Below are 13,084 nucleotides of genomic sequence, written 5' to 3'. Positions count from 1 at the left end.
GGGATCCCTTCGGATTCTCGGGTCAGCGACCGGTGAAAGTGGGCGGACGTTTGTCGAGGAACGCCTGCAGGCCCTCCGCGGCATCGGCTGTCCGGATCAGCTCGAGCACCGCCGCGAACTCGACGTCGAGTGCCTGCTCGAGCGGTAACGAAGCGCCCTCGCGCACAACGCGTTTGAGCAGACCGATCGTGCGAGTCGGCTTGGCCGCCAAAGCATGTGCGGTCGAGCGGACGCAGTCGTCGAATTCGGCGTCGGGAACCACCCGGTCCACCAGCCCGATGTGCAGCGCGTCCGTGGCGGTGAGCCGGGCGCCTTCGATCATGAGCAGTTTGGCTCGATGCGCGCCCAGCAGCCGGGGCAAGCGCTGGCTGCCGCCCGCGCCGGGAAACAAGCCGAGCGAGATCTCGGGAAAGCCGATGGTCGCGGACTCCGTCATCACCCGCATGTCGCACGCCAGAGCCAGTTCGGCTCCGCCGCCCAGCGCATGCCCGTTGAGGGCCGCCAGGACGGGCTTCGGTGCGGTTTCCAGCATCCGCTGCACCTCGACCCACGGACGCATCGCACGCTGGGTGGCTTCGGTGAGTTCACGCATGACCGTGATGTCGGCGCCCGCGACGAAGAACCTGCCGGTACCTCGCAGGACGATGCACCGCACGTCGGGGTCCTGCACGAGCGGCGCGAGCACCGCCAGGAATTCCGCGATCAACGCGGGATCGAAAGCGTTCGCCGGCGGGCGGTCGATCGTGACGGTCCCAACCCCGTCCGATATCTCCGGTCGGAGGAATCCGGTGACCTGTCCGGTCTTCTCGGGCATTCGGTGCCTATCTCGATGTGCGGGAACGGTCGAGGAGTGAGTATCGAGCAGCCGCCCGGTTCTGAAAACGAATGAGGTCCGCTGAGCAAACCGGAGGCGAAGTCGACCAGCCCCTGAAGTCGGCCGGTCAGCTGAGCGGACCCGATCCATTGACATCGCGCGACGCGGTGGGGCACCGTTCCAGCACTTCCTACCCGGAAGTGATGTGGGTCTCACGGAGACCGGACAGCGCATCGATGGACAGATCCGCCCGGCGCTCTCGCGCCGGGCATCCGGCGCACTCGGCGCGTCGTCCAAGAGAGCAGCCGAGAGGAAAGAAAAAAGATGAGGAAAATCGTCACCGTGACCGCGGGTTTGGTGGCCGCGGTCGGGATCGCGTCCGGTTCCGCCGGCGCTGCGCCCCCGGCGCAGCACGCGGTCGGCTTCACCGCCCACGCCACCGACACCCAGTCGATCGTCACAACCGATGCCGGATCGATGGTCGTGCAGAACGGCATTTTCAAGGTCAAGGCCGCCAACGGCACCGTGGTCGCCGGCATGCCGCTGACTTTCCGGGTCGATGACTTCGAGTTCCCGATCGCGGCCGACATCGCCGGTCGCACGGCCACCCTGACGCCGAAGTTCGACAGGGCGCACGCGACCTACAAACCGGTCTCCCTGCCGTACGAGAACACTGCGCCGTGGAAGACCCCGTACGACCGTGAGCAGGCCGCCTGGTCGCGGTTGACGAGCACGATCACCATGGGCGCCACGCTGGGCACCCTGGTCGGCGGCCTCGGTGGCGGCGCCGTCGGCTGTGTGCTCGGCGGTATCGCCGGTGCGACCGTGGCCGCAGCGACGATCGTCGGTCTGTTCGGCGCATTCATTCCGGCGGCGGCCATCGGCTGCCTCGGCGGCATCGTCGCCGTCGGCGCGCTGGGTACCCTCGCGGGCCAGATCCTGATCACCGCCCCGGCGGCGATCGCTGCCGCGGTCCAGTACTTCACCACCATCAATCAGCCCCCGGTCAACCCGGCCAAGTAGGTCCCGGAGCTGGCGGAACACAGAAATACCGGTCAGCCCCGGCTTTAGCCGGGGCTGACCGTCTTCGCGCGGTCGCCGGGATCGTGTCGCCGCACCGCGGCCGCCCGAACCACATCATGAGCGGCTGTACACCGACCACTCGAAACTCGTTCTGCCCGAACATCATCGGATCCGGCACCGAAAAGTCCGATCGACATCGCCGACCTGCGCGACGAGCAGTGGATCGCGGGCGAGACGGTGACCCATCTGCTTACGCCCTGGTGCGAGGAGGCCGGGTTCCGGCCCGCGGTACAGGCCGTACGCACACTCCTGATCCAACGGGCGCAACAGATCTCGTGAATCGGCCGGCCGATGTCACGCGCCGCGACGTGGAACATCTTCGCGCACTTGGCTATCCGGTCGTCCCAGCCGCGTAAGGTGTAGCTGTCAGTGCAGCTCGTAGCGCATGAACACATCCGCGCGCTCGTAGGGCACGGGGCCGATCTGGTCGCTGGGGACGTGTACGAAGCCGATCGATTCGTAGAGGTGCACAGCGTCGGCCAGTTTGGTGCTACTGCCGAGGAACAGCGTGGTGGCGTTCTGGCGTCGGGCGTAGTCGATGGCTGCGCGCAGGATGATCCGGCCCAGGCCGTTACCGCGCCGGTTGCGTGCCACGGCCATCTTCGACAGCTCGAACACGCCGTCGCCCTCCGCCACCAGTGCCACACATCCGACGATGTCCTCGCCGTCGCGGGCGATGAGTACGTGTCCGCCCTTGGCGACGATTTCGCGTTCCGGATCGTCCAGTTTGACCGAGTCGGCGGGTTCGAGGGTGAACAGCTCGACGATCCATTCCTCGTTGAGGTCCTTGAACGCGCGTGCGTCGGCCGGGCCCGACATCGGCTCGACGACGATGGTGTTGATCTGTTCGGCGGTAACGGATGCGGTCTGCGGTGTCACCTCGTCAGCATGCCCGGTGGCGAATGATCACGTCCAATACTTGACGGGTCCGATTGATACGTTGAACTTATGGCTGATGGGGTCGAACTACGGCATCTGCGATACTTCCTGGCCGTGGCCGAGGAGCTGCATTTCGGCCGGGCGGCCGGGCGGCTGCACATCGCTCAACCCGCGCTGACCCAGCAGATCCAGCGGCTGGAAACGCTTCTGGGAACCCGTGTGTTCGACCGCACCTCGCGCAGTGTCGCGCTGACTCCGGCGGGTGAGGTGCTGCGTGAGCGGGCCGCGGCGATCCTCGCGCACGCGACCCGCGATCTGGACGAGGTCGCGCGCATCGGCCAGGGTAGCCAGGGGCGGCTCTACCTGGGCTTCGTCCCATCGGTGCTGCCGCTCGAGCCGTTGCGGAGTGTGCGGCAGTTCCGGGACCGCTACCCGCTGGTGCAGATCGACCTGATCGAGGGCTACACCAGCCACATGATGGCGCGGCTCGGCCACGGTGCGCTGGACATGGCGATCGTGCGCGACCCCGACGAACAGCCCGACACCGTGGTATTCCCGCTGGTCACCGAGCCCTTCATGGCGGTGCTGCCGGTCGATCACCCGCTGGCGGACCGCCCCGCCCTCACCGGCCCCGACCTCGCCGACGACCCGCTGGTGTTCTTCCCCCGGGCTGCCGGGGCCCACGCCCACGACAAGAACCTGCAACCCCTGGTAGAAGCCGGTCACCGGCCCCGCATCGTCCAGGAAGGCAACAACTGGACCACCGTCCTGTATCTGGTGGGTGAGGGGCTGGGCGTCACCATCGCACCGCGCAGCGCGACGTTCACCGCGCCGCCGACCGTCCGCATCGTGCCACTCACCGAAACAGACTCCACGACAACGGTTTATGTGGCTCACCGGGCCGATGACGATCGAGCTCTCGTTCGCAACTTCCTGGCGCTACTGCCGAAGGCCGAGTCTCGGGCGGGCGACCGGGAGGTCGCCACCTCCGGTCCGGATTCCCTGGGCGGCCTTGGTGATTCGGTCAGGTCGGTGCCATTCCCGTCAGCAGGGCGGTGAGGATGCGCGTCAGTCTCGGTTCGACGTCGACGACCGCATGCGCCAGTTCAGGGTGGGATTCGTAGAGCGTGCGCAGACCGGTGCCGGGTGCGGCCATCTGCCACAGCGCTCCGGCCATGCCCGTCGCCGTGGAGATCACGTCGACGGCCGCGGACTCGGTGATGCGGATCTGTTGTCGCAGTGCGGTGTTCAGGGTGTCGACCTCGGCGAGCACGGCCATCTTGAACGCGTATGCGGCCTCGAGGGACACGTTGCGTTCCAGGTTCATCGGCGCCTGGGCGAGTAGGTCGCAGAACAGGGGCCGGGCCGTGAGCGATTGTGCGAGAGCTCCGGCGATCGTCTCCGGCTCGACATCGGTGAGTGCGGACAGCCGTATGCGCAACGCCTGCACCCATTCTCGCCAGCCTTCGGCGGTCAGCATCAGGAAAATCTGCTCGCGGGTCTCGAAATAGCGCAGCATGGCGGACTTGTGCATGCCGACAGCGGTGGCGATGTCGGTGAGGGTGACCTCGCGCACGCTGTGCTGGGCGCCCAACGACCGGGCGGCAGCCAGGATCGTCTGCTCGCGCTGCTGCTTGGCTTCTGTACTGCGTGCCCGCTGAGGTGAGGTCGAACTCATACTCCACAGTGTAGTGCAACGCGGTTGCGTTAATAGCGAAACAGTGTTTTGCTAAAAGCATGACAACACGAACCTGGCTCATCACCGGCTCCTCGCGCGGCTTCGGTCACGCTCTCGCGGTCGCGGCCCTGCAGGCCGGCGACCAAGTCGTCGCCACGGCACGAAAACCCGAGCAACTCGACGAACTGGTCCGCCGCTACGGCGATCGGGTGCTGCCGGTGGCGCTCGATGTCACCGATCGAACCGCGGCGGTCGCCGCTGTCGAGGCGGGTGTCGCCGCCTTCGGCCGGATCGACGTCGTGGTCAACAACGCTGGGTACGCCAACGTGGCGCCGGTGGAGACCATGTCCGAGGACGATTTCCGTCGACAGTTCGACACCAACTTCTGGGGCGTCTACAACGTCTCGACCGCAGCCCTGCCGGTCCTCAAAGCCCAGGGCGCGGGCACCATCGTCCAGTTCTCCTCCATCGGGGGCCGCGTCGGCGCGACCCCGGGCCTGGGGTCCTATCAGGCGGCGAAGTTCGCAGTCGACGGCTTCACCCGGGTACTTCAGGCCGAAACCGCACCGCTGGGCATCCGGAACCTCGTCGTCGAGCCCGGCGGATTCGCCACCGACTGGGCCGGCTCGTCGATGCAGATTCATCAGATCCCCGCGGAGTACGACCAGACCGTCGCCGCGATGGTGCGGCGGTTCCGCAACAGCGCAGCGGCCGGTGACCCGGAACGCGCCGCCGAGATCCTGGTGCGGGTGGTCCAGAGCCAGAATCCGCCCGCCCACCTGCTACTCGGAGCCGGTGCCGTGGACATGGCGCAGGCGTATTCGCGCGGCCAGCTCGAGGAAGCGGCCGAGTGGGCGGCGGTGAGCCGATCCGCCGACTTCGACCAGAACTATCCGGTCGCTCTCCCCGCCGACTGATGGGAGCCGGTGACGACGTCGCCTGCTGGCAGACCGGGCCATGCGACCGCTGGGACGTGCTACGTTGACGAGGCACTCCCGGCGAACCGCCGCGCGTCGACGGCGCCGCACGCTCCGTGAAGCACCGGAAACCCGCTGTTCAGGAGGCATCGCGTGAGTACCTACACGGTCGGCTACATCATCGGCAGTCTGTCCACCCGATCCATCAACCGGACCTTGTCCAAGGCCCTGATCCGGTTGGCGCCACCGCAGTTGACGTTCACCGAGATTCCGATCAAGGATCTGCCGCTGTACAACCACGACTACGACACCGACTACCCGCCGGAGGGCCGGGCGCTCAAAGCGGCCATCACCTCGGTCGACGCCGTGCTGTTCGTGACGCCGGAATACAACCGGTCGATCCCGGGCGCGCTGAAGAACGCCATCGACTGGGGCAGCCGCCCGTGGGGCGACAACTCGTTCACACTCAAGCCGTCCGCGGTCATCGGCGCCTCGCCGGGCAAGCTCGGCACCGCGATCGCTCAGCTCAGTCTGCGCAGTGTCCTGGGCTACTGCAATTCCCCGCAGATGACCTCCCCTGAGGCCTACATCCAGTTCCACCCGGACGTCTTCACCCCGGACGGCGATGTCCTCGACGACTCGACCAAACGGTTCCTCACCGGGTTCATGGCGGATTTCGCCACCTTCATCGGCCGCATCCACGGCACGATCCCGCCGCCGCCCGGCTGAACGGGCGCCAGCGCGCACCTCGGTCGGTCAGGCTGCCCGCTGCCTGACCGACGGCGCGGCAGTGCATCCGGATGGTCGCGTATGCCGACCGGAGAACAACCGTGTTCGGTCCGGGCAGCTCGGCAGACCAGCTAGGACAGCTGACGGATGTCGGTGACGATGGTGTAGAGCTCGATGATGACGCCGTCCCTGGTCCGGGCGATGTCCATCCCGCTGACGACCGGCGGTTGATCGGGAGGACCGTACCGGAATCCGAGGTGGCCGATGTCGTCCAGCTCGGACGCCGGGCCCGCGGGCCGGAAGACCCAGTCCGGGTGCTCGGCCCGCAACTCCGCGGCGCGAATCTCGAATTCCTTGCGCCCGTGGATAATTCGATCCGGTTCGTGCCACAGCACATCGTCGGAATAGTTCGCGGCTATGACCGCGGCCCGGCGGTTCGCATCGGGCTCGTCGAAGACTTCGAGCAAGTTGCTTCGCATGAGCTCGGCGGGGGAGCTGGTCATAACGAGTCCTTCCGTGCGGAGTGGTCGACATCAGTGCATTCGGGCAGGCGCCTCGCGACCTGTCGAGTCGACCGAGATGGCCAGGGCGTCAACCGACATCCTGAAGCAGCAAGTGCTTCGCATTGAGCGGACCGTCCAGCTGCATGAGCTGTCCGCCCGCCCGCAGACCACCGAGATCCAGCGCGGCGAACCCGAATTCGTCCAACAGCGCGGCCACTTCGGTTTTCGCATCGGCATCGTCGCCCGCATAGAAGACCACCTGCCGCCCCTCGGCATGCCGGGGGTCCGCGGCGATGAACGCGGCGAACAACGTGTTGAACGCCTTCACGATCCGCGCGCCCGCAAGGTGCTCGGCGACCCACTCGCTGCCCGTACGATCACCGACGTCGTAGCGGCCCTGCCAGGGGTTCGCCGTGGCGAACTGATTCGTCGTGTCGACGACGATCTTCCCGGACCAATCGGTCAGGCCGGTCAGATCCGGCACGGCGAAGAACGGCACCGCGAGGAATACGAGATCCGGCTGCGCTGCCTCCTGAGCTGTCACCGCGCGGGCCTTCGGCCCCAACTGCTCCACCACGGCCCGGAGCGTGTCCGGGCCCCGGCTGTTGCCGATGAGTACCTCGTGGCCATGACGTACGGCCTTGTCCGCGACCGCCTGGCCGATATTTCCCGCTCCGAGAATTCCGATGGTGTCATCGAACATGGAAGTCGACTCCTCTGTCGCATTCGATCACGTCCCGAGCCGTTGCCGGACCGTCGCCGTGTGATCGCGCAGCGCGTCCTCGCCGATGGTAGCTGTCGCGCAGCGAGGTGTGCAGAACTGTCGCTGGATGGTTGCTGACAATGGTTGGAATTGTTCAGAATTGCGCTCGGAGTGGGTATCATCGATCTTCGTCATAGCGCTACACCCCGCAGTCGGCAGTCTGTAGTGGATTGTGTGGCATTCCTGGCCGACAAGGTCGTTGGCATCATTTCCGTGCGCACACGGACACTCCTCGCTCGATTGCCGACTCCCACCGGCGAAGGGAGTTGACCGATCATGATGACCGCGAAATCGTCCGTGCAGAGCGTTACATACGATTTGCTGAGGTCGTTACGTCTGACCACGATCTTCGGGAATCCGGGGTCGACCGAGGAGACGTTCCTCAAGAACTTCCCGGATGATTTCACGTATGTCCTGGGGCTGCAGGAAGCGTCCGTCATCGCCATGGCCGATGCCTTCGCTCAGACCACGCGGCGTCCGGCGCTGGTGAACCTGCACTCCTCGGCGGGGCTGGGCAACAGCATCGGCAACCTGGTCGCGGCCTATCACGGGCACACGCCGCTGATCATCGTGGCCGGTCAGCAGCATCGCGAACTGTTGATCGGCGACCCGTACCTGAGTAACCGCGACGCGGTGGCGATGCCGCGGCCGTGGGTGAAGTGGTCCTACGAGCCCGCACGTGCCGAGGCCGTGCCCGAGGCGTTCATGCGGGCCTATGCGATGGCCGTGCAGCCTCCCGCCGGGCCGGTGTTCCTGTCGGTTCCGCTCGATGACTGGGATCAGCCGTTGGAAGGCCCGGCGGTGGTGCGGGATGTCAGTACGAGGTATGCGCCCGATCCGGAGCGGCTGCGAATCTTCGCCGAGCGCATCGCGATGAGTCGGCGGCCGGCCCTGATTCTCGGGCCGGATGTGGACCGTGCCCGCGGATGGGACGCCGGGATTGCGTTGGCGGAGAAGATGCGGGCCGCGGTGTACGCACCTCCGCTCCCGGATCGTGCCGCCTTCCCCGAGGACCACCCGTTGTTCCAGGGCTCGGTCGGTATGTCGGTCAAGGCCATCGGCGAGCGCCTGGCCGGACACGACCTCGTCGTGGTGATCGGGGCCGAGGTCTTCCGCTACTACCCTTACGTGCCCGGCGAGATCCTTTCTGCCGGAACCGAATTGCTGCAGATCACCGACGACCCGGCGGTTGCCGCGGCCGCCCGTGCCGGTGACAGCCTCCTCGGTGACGCGCGACTGTCGATCGAGCTGCTCACCGGACTGGTGGGCGACGGGGCAGGCCGTGAGATGCCGAAGCCGATGCCGCGCCGGCGGAGCCTGCCGGAAGCGTCGAACGGGACGCTGACCCCTGACGAGGTCTACGCGGCTCTGAGCGAAGTCCGTCCCGAACATGCCGTGTTCGTGAACGAGTCCACCTCGACGATGACCCAGCATGCCGAGTGGCTGCCCACCGTGGAGCCGGATTCGATGTTCGCCACTGCCAGTGGCGGTATCGGCTGGGCCGCGCCGGCGGCGGTCGGGGTCGCGCTGGGTGATCGTGACCGCGGTGTCTCGCGCCCGGTGATCGGCCTGATCGGGGACGGTTCCTTCCAGTATTCGGTCCAGGCGCTGTGGACGGCGGTACAACACGAGGTGCCGATCGTGTACGTGGTGATGCGCAACCACGAGTACTCCATCCTCAAATCCTTCGCCGATCTGGAACAGACGCCGGGCGTGCCCGGACTCGACCTGCCCGGTCTCGATATCGCTTCGGTGGCAAGAGGATTGGGCTGCCATTCGGTCGACGTCAGCTCCGCCGGCGACCTCGAGAAGGAGTTCCGGCTCGCGCTGGAATCCGGCGCCACCACCGTCATCGTGGTGACCACCCAACCGGAGAAGGCCGCACTCTGAGCATCCGCGGTCGGTGACCTCGGGCGCGTGACTGCGAAAGCTATTGCCCCCATGCGGTTTCGACATTCAAGGAGCCTGGCATGACAACCGATCACCCCTATGTCTTCCGTTTCTCGGCGTCCGAGCCGAACAGATTCGACGGCGGCGAGTTGCAGGGCGCGCACGAGCAGAACTTTCCCGTTCTGCGGGATCAGGAAGGATCGGTGTATCTGATCCATCTTGAGCCCGGCGGAATCCGCGAACCGCACTGGCACCCCTCGGCCTGGGAGCTGAACTTCGTGATCTCCGGGCTCGCCCGATGGACCATGCTCGGTACGCATCCGGACGGCACCTACCACAACGACCTGTTCGAAGCCGGCCCGCGCGACCTGGTGTTCGCTCCGCGTGGATTCTTCCACTACTTCGAAAATGCCAGCGATACAGAGGGTTTGGATGTGCTGGTGGTGTTCAACACCAGCACCCAGGAGCCCAATGACGACATCGGGATCGTCGGCACGCTCAACAGCCTGCCCCGCTCGGTGCTCGCCGCGTCGTTCGGCGTGTCGGTATCGGCGTTCGACCAGATCCCCGACGAGATCAAACCGGTCGTGATCACTCGGCGTCACACCGGGACCGAATAGCGCGGGGCGCACTCCGCGCCGGTGGCCGACCACCTCGTCGGCCACCGGGCACGGGTGAGCCTCACCAGCGGTCGATGTGCAGCACCGAGTCGAGGTCGACGCGCGGGCCCGGCCGGAAGTCGGTGCCCTTGGTGTAGGCGACCGGCAGCAGCACCCCTTGACGCACGTTGTCGGGGATGCCGAGGATTTCGGCGACCTCACGCTCGTACTGCAGATGCAGTGTGGTCCAGGTGGTCCCGAGGCCCCGCGCGCGCAGCGCCAGCGCCAGGCTCCACGCGGCCGGGAGCAGCGAACCCCACAGTCCGGCCTGATTGCCGCTGAGTTCGGCGGTGCTTCCGGTGTCGATCGCGCCGATCACCAGCACCGGCACCTCGGCCATCACCTCGCGCAGATAGTCCGAGCTGGTGGCGATCCGTGCGGCGCTCTCGTCGGCCGGCTCGCCCCCCGCCTCGCGGTAGGCCAGATGCGAGCGCCGATAGTGCTCCGCGACCTTCGCCTTGATCGCCGGATCGGTCAGCACGATCCAGTGCCATCGCTGCTGGTTACCTCCCGAGGGAGCCTGCAGGGCCACCTCCAGCGCCTCGCGGATCACCTCCAGCGGCACCGGCCGGGTCAGATCGAGTCTGCGGCGCACGGCGCGGGTGGTGGTCAGCAACTCGTCCGGGGTGAGCGGAAGCAGCTCGGTCACAACAGGACTCCTTCTGGTCGATGTATTCGGTGCAAGGGGGCCAGACCTCCGTTTTGTTCCTCGCTCGGCCGAATCGACCGTTTCCGGCAGGAGGCTGAAACCTACTCGGCGACGAGTTCGGCGGCGGCTTCCAGCGCGTGCGCGGTCTGTTCGGGAACCCGCCGGCGGCCCGGGGTGTAGACGACGGCCCGCAGGTCACCGGTGTAGCGGAACGGTCCCCGGCGCGTGCGCAGATCCCAGGAGACCGGGCCGCGTGCGTCCACGCCGACCGAAATGCCTGTCCACGGCGACATTCCGGCCAGCTGCACCTGATCGGGCAGTTGCGCGGCGGTGTCGCCGTCGATGCCGACGGTGAAGTCCCACCGCAGTCGCGGACGTACCAGTGCCGACACGGTGATCCGCTGTGCGCCAGATGAAATGGGTGTCTCGACAGCGGCGTACCGCCCATAGCTGTTGAAACCGAACATTACTCGGCCATCTTCGATGTACAACAGGTAGCCGCCTTGCGGATCACCGTGTGCGACAAGTACTCCCTCGTTCCCGGGCTCGTACTCGCCGAGTTCGGCGGTGATCGTGAAATCGCGGTACGCGATCAACCGTTGCGAGCGATAGCGTTCCAGGGTCGGCGTCCCGGGCAGAATACGCACCGGTTCGGACAGGCGAGCCTCCTCCGGCCGCCGCTGTGCCAGATCCTTGCGGGTGATCAGTGGGAAAACGGTGTTCTTCCAGGCCGATTCGTCCCAGGCGCGGGCCAGTTCGGCCACCTTGTCCGGGAAGGCCGCCGAAACATCGTGCAACTCCGTCGGATCCGTGCGCACGTCGAACAATTGCCAGCGTGGATCGTCCACATCGGCGCCGGGTTCGTGCAGAGCCAGCAGCTTCCAGCCGTCACGATAGAAGCCGCGGTGCCCGGTCATCTCCGAATACTGTTCGACGTGGTGCGAGCGCACCTGTGGATCCCGCAACACCTCTGCTGCCGACACGCCATCGAATTCCTTGGCGGGCAGACCGTTTCGCGTGCCGGATCGGTTCAGGCCGGCCAGCTCCAGCAACGTCGGTGCGAGATCGGTGACGTAGGTGTATTCGGTGCGGATCTCCCCGGCGGGCAGCCCCCTCGGCCAGGACACCACGAACGGCACCCGCACTCCACCGGCGAAGGTCTGTCCCTTGTAGAACCGGAACGGCGTGTTCGATGCCTGCCCCCAGCCGCGCGGGTAGTGCACGCCGAGCCGCGCGGTGCCGATCAACTCCTCGTCGTGTGGCACGTCACCGACCCAGTCCGGATCGTCGACGTGCGCGAATTCCGCCAGGTAACTGCGGGTTCCGACCGGGCCGCCCTCCGCGGTGCCACCGTTGTCGGAGGTGAACACCACGATGGTGTCGTCCAACTCGCCGAGTTGTTCCAGCACATCGAGCAGTCGACCCAGGCTCTGGTCGATGTTGTCGACCATCGCCGCGTACACCTCCATGTACCGGGCGAACCGGCGTTGTTCGGCGTCGGTGAGCGAATCCCATTCCTGCGCTTCGTATCCCGGCTCGGTGTTGCGTGGCTTCTGCCGGGTGCCCGCGGGGAACAGGCCCTGTGCGATCTGCGAGTCGAAACGCCGCTGCCGCACCCGATCCCAGCCCTCGGCATAGCGGCCGCGGTACTTCGCCAGGTCGACCTCCTTGGCCTGTAGCGGGCCGTGCAGCGCGACGTGGGCGAAGTACAGGAAGAACGGTTTGGTGGCGTCGTGCGCGCGAAGATCCCTCAGATAGGAGATCGCCTTGTCGGTGAGATCATCGGTGACGTAGTAGCCCTCGGGATACTCCTCGACGTCGGCCACCGAGTTGTCGGAGATGATCTGATTCGGATGGAAGTAGGAGTTGAAGCCCTCCAACGAGCCGTAGTAGCGGTCGAAACCGCGCTGCGTCGGCCACGAATCCCGGTGTGCGGCAGGGTTCATGGTGGCATCGCGCACCAGATGCCACTTGCCGACCGCGTAGGTGGCGTATCCGTTGTCGCGCAGGATCTCCGGGAGAGTAGCCACATCGTCGGCCAGTTCCAGCCGGAGCCCGGGATAGCCAGGATCGGCATTCGCGACGAACCCGAAACCCGCACGGTGGGAATTGATTCCGGTCAACAGCGCGGCGCGTGAGGGCGAGCACAGGGGAGTGGTGTGGTAGTTGGTGAGCCGGATGCCCCGCGCGGCCAGCCGATCCAGCGTGGGCGTCTCGATCTCGGATCCGAACGGTCCGATGTCGCTGTAGCCCATGTCGTCGACCAGCACCACGATAATGTTCGGCGCACCAGCGGGCGCGGTCGGCGGGTAGGTCCACTGCGGGGTGGAATCGGCGGTGGTGCGGCCGACCGAACCGGTGAAGTGTTCGTATCCGCGGGCGTACTCGGGCACAGGCATGCGCCCACCCAATCCGGCGGCGCGCCCCGATCGCCAGGGTTTCACGCACGGTGCGCGCAACAGATGTCGTGGAACGCCGCCGTGGATAACGTCGACGGCATGATCACCGGTGGCTTCCGTC

At 66.5% G+C, this 13,084-nt stretch carries 14 protein-coding genes; 6 read left to right on the top strand and 8 right to left on the bottom strand.

The window, feature by feature from the left end; all coding sequences use genetic code 11:
- Positions 1-22: 22 nt before the first annotated feature.
- On the bottom strand, positions 23-814 hold the full coding sequence (locus ON40_RS45220) for an enoyl-CoA hydratase/isomerase family protein (RefSeq protein ID WP_040832002.1): 792 nt from the start codon (positions 812-814) through the stop codon (positions 23-25).
- 324 nt (positions 815-1,138) lie between these two features.
- Here ON40_RS45220 and ON40_RS45215 point away from each other — a divergent pair, with 324 nt between their 5' ends.
- The gene (locus tag ON40_RS45215; protein WP_040832000.1) at positions 1,139-1,837 is read left to right on the top strand and encodes a DUF8020 domain-containing protein; all 699 of its coding nucleotides are present in this window, start codon (positions 1,139-1,141) and stop codon (positions 1,835-1,837) included.
- A gap of 426 nt (positions 1,838-2,263) precedes the next feature.
- Here the strand turns inward: ON40_RS45215 and ON40_RS45210 are convergent, their stop codons facing one another.
- Complete coding sequence (locus ON40_RS45210; protein ID WP_218008991.1) at positions 2,264-2,776, bottom strand: GNAT family N-acetyltransferase; 513 nt, start codon at positions 2,774-2,776, stop codon at positions 2,264-2,266.
- 69 nt (positions 2,777-2,845) lie between these two features.
- Here ON40_RS45210 and ON40_RS45205 point away from each other — a divergent pair, with 69 nt between their 5' ends.
- Positions 2,846-3,835: a LysR family transcriptional regulator gene (locus ON40_RS45205; RefSeq protein ID WP_063713233.1), complete on the top strand. Its 990-nt coding sequence runs from the start codon at positions 2,846-2,848 to the stop codon at positions 3,833-3,835.
- On the opposite strand, the gene ON40_RS45200 is transcribed toward ON40_RS45205, so the two are convergent.
- Positions 3,801-4,454 (bottom strand): TetR/AcrR family transcriptional regulator, encoded by a 654-nt coding sequence (locus ON40_RS45200; RefSeq protein ID WP_040831997.1) that lies wholly within the window; start codon positions 4,452-4,454, stop codon positions 3,801-3,803. The two genes, ON40_RS45205 and ON40_RS45200, sit on opposite strands and share 35 nt — an antisense overlap.
- A 59-nt stretch (positions 4,455-4,513) precedes the next feature.
- On the opposite strand from ON40_RS45200, the gene ON40_RS45195 reads away from it, so the two are divergent.
- Entirely contained in the window at positions 4,514-5,371 is an 858-nt protein-coding gene (locus tag ON40_RS45195) for an SDR family NAD(P)-dependent oxidoreductase (RefSeq protein ID WP_040831995.1), read from the top strand.
- A gap of 153 nt (positions 5,372-5,524) precedes the next feature.
- The gene (locus ON40_RS45190; RefSeq protein ID WP_040831993.1) at positions 5,525-6,100 is read left to right on the top strand and encodes an NADPH-dependent FMN reductase; all 576 of its coding nucleotides are present in this window, start codon (positions 5,525-5,527) and stop codon (positions 6,098-6,100) included.
- A 131-nt stretch (positions 6,101-6,231) separates the two neighbouring features.
- On the opposite strand, the gene ON40_RS45185 is transcribed toward ON40_RS45190, so the two are convergent.
- From ON40_RS45185 to ON40_RS53640, 3 genes are all read right to left on the bottom strand, one after another.
- A complete protein-coding gene (locus ON40_RS45185; RefSeq protein ID WP_040831991.1) occupies positions 6,232-6,603 on the bottom strand; it encodes a nuclear transport factor 2 family protein in 372 nt (123 codons plus the stop codon).
- An 88-nt stretch (positions 6,604-6,691) separates the two neighbouring features.
- The gene (locus ON40_RS45180) at positions 6,692-7,306 is read right to left on the bottom strand and encodes an NADPH-dependent F420 reductase (protein WP_040831990.1); all 615 of its coding nucleotides are present in this window, start codon (positions 7,304-7,306) and stop codon (positions 6,692-6,694) included.
- Positions 7,307-7,333: 27 nt separating this feature from the next.
- Positions 7,334-7,501 carry a hypothetical protein gene (locus ON40_RS53640; protein ID WP_169542020.1) on the bottom strand — a complete coding sequence of 56 codons (168 nt, stop codon included), beginning with the start codon at positions 7,499-7,501 and terminating at the stop codon, positions 7,334-7,336.
- A 144-nt stretch (positions 7,502-7,645) separates the two neighbouring features.
- On the opposite strand from ON40_RS53640, the gene mdlC reads away from it, so the two are divergent.
- Both mdlC and ON40_RS45170 read left to right on the top strand, forming a co-directional pair.
- The gene (gene mdlC, locus ON40_RS45175) at positions 7,646-9,256 is read left to right on the top strand and encodes a benzoylformate decarboxylase (protein ID WP_040832128.1); all 1,611 of its coding nucleotides are present in this window, start codon (positions 7,646-7,648) and stop codon (positions 9,254-9,256) included.
- A gap of 80 nt (positions 9,257-9,336) precedes the next feature.
- The gene (locus ON40_RS45170) at positions 9,337-9,876 is read left to right on the top strand and encodes a cupin domain-containing protein (protein WP_040831988.1); all 540 of its coding nucleotides are present in this window, start codon (positions 9,337-9,339) and stop codon (positions 9,874-9,876) included.
- Between the two features lie 61 nt (positions 9,877-9,937).
- On the opposite strand, the gene ON40_RS45165 is transcribed toward ON40_RS45170, so the two are convergent.
- Entirely contained in the window at positions 9,938-10,564 is a 627-nt protein-coding gene (locus ON40_RS45165) for a nitroreductase family protein (protein WP_040831986.1), read from the bottom strand.
- Between the two features lie 101 nt (positions 10,565-10,665).
- Complete coding sequence (locus tag ON40_RS45160; RefSeq protein ID WP_040831984.1) at positions 10,666-12,963, bottom strand: arylsulfatase; 2,298 nt, start codon at positions 12,961-12,963, stop codon at positions 10,666-10,668.
- Between the last annotated feature and the right edge of the window lie 121 nt (positions 12,964-13,084).

The sequence above is a fragment of the Nocardia jiangxiensis NBRC 101359 genome (genome assembly GCF_000308615.1).
Taxonomy (GTDB): domain Bacteria; phylum Actinomycetota; class Actinomycetes; order Mycobacteriales; family Mycobacteriaceae; genus Nocardia; species Nocardia jiangxiensis.
The sequence above is the reverse complement of the archived record's forward strand: the minus strand, read 5'-3'. Positions and strand labels throughout refer to the sequence as shown.